Below are 4046 nucleotides of genomic sequence, written 5' to 3' on the forward strand. Positions count from 1 at the left end.
GCCATATCCTCAATTGACTTCATGGCATGCCTCCACGTCTGCGATGGCTTGTTCAGCCTTCTCAATTTGAATGAGAACAAGTGGCTTGTTGCAATGAAAATAAGTCGCAAGACTGAGTTTGCTCTTTGTCTCTTTTACCCATGCTTTTAGAGAGTTTAAACCGCCACACCTCTCAACTAGCTCATGACTCTCAACAATGCGTTTTAGGTCATTAATATTTACGCAATGGTCGGCATAGTTCTCTGTGGTGTTTAATCCAAACTTCTTAACAAACTCAGTTGCTTTCATAATTCCCCCTAGGCTCACGTTGTCATGCTTAGTCATGCGGTGGCTCCCCAACTGATCATCTTGCCTAGTAGCACCGCTGCTGGATTTCTCTGCTCAACCATCCCCACACACGTTGCAGTAGCCCACGCACTCACAGCTGTAAGCCCTTTTAAATCTTCATCCACTGCATCAAGCCATTGCTTTGATACGCCTTGCCAGCGTGTCTTGATGCCATCGCTTTCAACCTTGATATGCTTGGCACCATTGATCACTTCCTTGATGCTCATTGGCTTATTGAAAGACCATTCCATTTCATGCTCATGCAAGGTGCCATCGTCAGCCTTGGCGATAGTCTTGATTGATACAGTCCAAATTTGCTTGCGCTCTACACGATGAGCCAGCAGCAGCGGTACAAATGAACCCTGGTAAATCTTCACCAGATCATCGTCATTTACATTGCGATCCAGTGATTCCACATACTCAGCTGTTGATAAGATTTCCCAAGTTGCGGATAGTTTTTGTTTTGTCTTTTTCATGGATTTACTCCAAATAACTGTTTGGCTTTTTCAGTCGGCAAGAATCCTTGTGGGCACTTGCCATCACCTTCAATAAATCCAAGCTTCTCAAGTGATGACAAGTACCGCTGAACCGTTCTACCTGTTGCGCCTGAAACCACATCATCCAAGACATCCTGCACATAGGTCTTCTTTGTTCGAAAGGTAATGAACAACACGATTTCAAGCGTCATTTCGAACATGTAGCTGTGTGACTGAGTAGTGTTCATGCCGCTCCCCCTCTTTTCTTCTCCATTCGGCATGCCTTACAAAGATTTTCCAGCCGAAGAGACCCATCCTTATTAATCCTGGCTAGGAAAAAGAACTCTAAATCTGCTGGATAGTATTCATTGCAACCCTTGCAGTATTTCTCTAAGCCCAAATCTGTTTGAATTAGGCTTGGCGTGCCACTTATGCTTGCGCTGAATTCCTTCACACCCCACCTCCCATACTCTCGTCATCTGGTCGCTGAACGCTTCGGAACTGACAATATTCAAAACCATCCAAAAGACGAGCTACACCTGTTTTGCCATGACGATTCTTGGCAACATTGGCATTAATCACACCCATATCTTTTGAATCGGGATAAAGAAAAATAATTTGATCGGCATCCTGAGCAATCTGCCCAGACTCTCGTAGATCAGACATAGTCAACGGACGGCCTAGCGCCTCCTTGGTCAACTGTGACAGCGCAATTACAGGGCACTTGAAGTCTTTTGCAATTCGTTTAAGGCCCATAGAGATTGCAGTAACCACCTCATAACGCTTGGTTGATGTTGGGTCAGTCATGAGCTGCAAGTAATCCACAATGACGCAGCCAATGCGGCCATGCTTGGCAATAGTCTTTTTGATTTCTCCGCGCATCTCAGCCAGGTTGATTCCAGCCTTATCCACAATCTCTAGCGGATACTGTGGAAAAACATGTGCTGTCAGGTGTACCCATGAGCTGTAATCATCAGCCGTCATTTCGCCACGTTTGATATTGCTAAAAGGAATTCGGCCTATAGCGCTCAAGATTCGGCTCGTCACCTGGTCATGAGACATCTCACCAGAGAAGAACAGCGTCGGTGCGTTATTGCGCTTTACTGCGTTAATAGCAATCATCTGGGCCAATGTGGTTTTACCGCCACCTGGTGCAGCAGCCACAACGCAAAGATGGGTAGGCTCAATATCCCCGATAATGGCATCCAGATCACGAAGGCCAGTATTTACACCATAAGCCAATCCTGTGTTATCACGCTTATGAGCAATTTTACGTTCCAGAATCTCCAGGGCAGCCACACTGGAATCTTGCAGGCTGTATCGGGTATCTGTGGCAATGACAGACTCTACGCCTGCTGCAATCTCCTGGGCTTTGAGTGGCATGTCTTCAATCAGGGTATTCTGGGCCAGCTCCATGATTTTCTTGCCAGCTTCTTCCACCTTGCGGCATTCAGTCAGTTTTTTAAGTTTGCTGATGTAGCTGTTCAGGTTAAAAAACGCTGCTGCTGTTTCTTGGGAAAGCTCCAGGAAATACTGCTCACCACCCACAAGATTCATCTTGCCTTGTGATTCAACCAAATCCTTGACCATGACAAAGTCATACGGCTTACCCTGAATATTCAAATTCTCGATTGCTTTGAAAATTTCCTGGTGACGTGTTGCGTAGAAATCCTCAACAGTCGGTTTGATTTCCAGTGCATTGAGACTGTCAGCTACAGTCATCAACGTAGACAGTACAGCCTGTTCAAACATCATCGAATGTAGTGTTGTCATCAGAAGTCCACCCATTCGCCAGAAGTTGTTTGTGATGCTGGTTGTTCAGATAACTGCTCTTGCTCCTGGTATTCAGCAAGGTTGATGTTCTGCAACCAAGATGCATTGAAGCCCTGCCATGAACGTTCGATGCAGATCTTCAGCACAGTGTTGATATTTAAATTTGCTTTGTTGAATTCACGTTCAAAACCTCTAAAAGCTGTTTCGGTATTGGCAGCTTTTTTGTTCTTGCGGACAGCTAACCAATCTTTGATTAACTGCTCATCAGCACCTAGGTTTTTTAGTGATTCAGAGAAAGAAAATTTAATATTATTTTCTTTTTTCTTTCTTTCTTTAATAGAGTACGGATTTTCCGTACCAACTAAGTACGGATTATTAGTACCAACTTGGTACGGTTTTTCCGTACTAACTGACTTAGTACTATTTTTCCGTACTAGTACGGTTTTTTCGTACTGATCAAAAGTAAGAGAAAAAGTATTAATGTGAGTGCTACGATCAACAGAAATGATCTTTAATTGCTCAAGTTCACGAATTGCATCAATCACTGTTTCCTTGCGTTTAATGCCAGTGATTTCTAAAAATAAAGTTTGTGCAATTTGATAGCTGTCACGTTGATAACCAAGTGTGCAACGAATAATAACGCTCAGGCATTTATAAGCATTTGGACTTATATTCTGCATGATGCTATCAATCACAATATTCGGCATCTTTGTGTAATTCTCTTCCACAGTAACCGCCTGTTGTATGAATTTTTCAAAATCCACGCCAATATTCATTTGCCACCTCCAATAGTGAAAGCAAGCAATTGCGCTTTGGTTTGAGACACGGCCTGAGCATTAGGCAAGGTTTTTTCTACCGCATATCGCTCTACCGCTTTTTGAAACAGATAGATCTTTTGGTTTATTTCTATCTCTGCTAAAATGTTTTTGTTCATTTAGATTTCCTAATGTTGGTGAACACTAAAAGCCTGATCTCAACCATCAGGCTTTTTCTTTGTCTGAATCCCCATGGATCCCTTCCGATCCCTCAGCGATAAACACCTCTGTACTTAAATCCCTTAGTAAAGCGGATACTCCCAAGCGCTCCATATTTCGAGCTTCTATACTGAGAACATGCCACTCACCAGCGATCTCTTTTTCGAGTAGCCAGGCGAGATACTGGGCCAAGTCCTTTCCTTTGATATTGGATAGAACACGTGCCCGTTCATGATTTTCAGGAGATAAACGAACATGCGTAGATTTCTTTTCAAGACTCATAAATTCACCTATGCACTTAATGCTTGGTTGCGGACGTAATCAAAATCTGCCTCTGGACAAAGCAGGTCGCAGCTAACTGCACCATCACTCTCTTTATCGATTTTGATTGCGAGAGAGGCGCTGCATTTACTGTTGCCATACATGATCTGGTTTAAGTACCCCAGTGAGGTCTGGCAGCGTTTTGCGAAGTCTTCTCGATCACTTAAAGAAAGGC

8 protein-coding genes are annotated in these 4046 nt (G+C 43.6%); all 8 read right to left on the reverse strand.

The annotated features are described in order from the left end of the window. Positions 1-9 precede the first annotated feature (9 nt). A complete protein-coding gene (locus N518_RS0114890) occupies positions 10-324 on the reverse strand; it encodes a hypothetical protein (protein ID WP_026444198.1) in 315 nt (104 codons plus the stop codon). Then, the gene (locus tag N518_RS0114895; RefSeq protein WP_228133350.1) at positions 321-704 is read right to left on the reverse strand and encodes a hypothetical protein; all 384 of its coding nucleotides are present in this window, start codon (positions 702-704) and stop codon (positions 321-323) included. The genes N518_RS0114890 and N518_RS0114895 overlap by 4 nt, the downstream gene beginning before the upstream one ends. Before the next feature lie 95 nt (positions 705-799). Further along, entirely contained in the window at positions 800-1051 is a 252-nt protein-coding gene (locus N518_RS0114900; protein WP_026444463.1) for a hypothetical protein, read from the reverse strand. A 202-nt stretch (positions 1052-1253) separates the two neighbouring features. After that, a complete protein-coding gene (locus N518_RS0114910) occupies positions 1254-2576 on the reverse strand; it encodes a replicative DNA helicase (protein ID WP_171076405.1) in 1323 nt (440 codons plus the stop codon). Further along, positions 2576-3352 carry a replication protein gene (locus tag N518_RS0114915; RefSeq protein ID WP_026444466.1) on the reverse strand — a complete coding sequence of 259 codons (777 nt, stop codon included), beginning with the start codon at positions 3350-3352 and terminating at the stop codon, positions 2576-2578. The genes N518_RS0114910 and N518_RS0114915 overlap by 1 nt, the downstream gene beginning before the upstream one ends. Further along, positions 3349-3510 (reverse strand): hypothetical protein, encoded by a 162-nt coding sequence (locus tag N518_RS17295; RefSeq protein WP_005026884.1) that lies wholly within the window; start codon positions 3508-3510, stop codon positions 3349-3351. Before N518_RS17295 ends, N518_RS0114915 begins: the two co-directional genes overlap by 4 nt. A 46-nt stretch (positions 3511-3556) precedes the next feature. Further along, on the reverse strand, positions 3557-3832 hold the full coding sequence (locus tag N518_RS0114925; RefSeq protein ID WP_026444203.1) for a hypothetical protein: 276 nt from the start codon (positions 3830-3832) through the stop codon (positions 3557-3559). Between the two features lie 8 nt (positions 3833-3840). Further along, positions 3841-4046: hypothetical protein (locus tag N518_RS16990; RefSeq protein WP_026444467.1), on the reverse strand; the 206-nt coding region annotated here is incomplete at its 5' end.

This window comes from Acinetobacter sp. UNC436CL71CviS28, assembly GCF_000620525.1.
Classification (GTDB): Bacteria; Pseudomonadota; Gammaproteobacteria; order Pseudomonadales; family Moraxellaceae; genus Acinetobacter; species Acinetobacter radioresistens.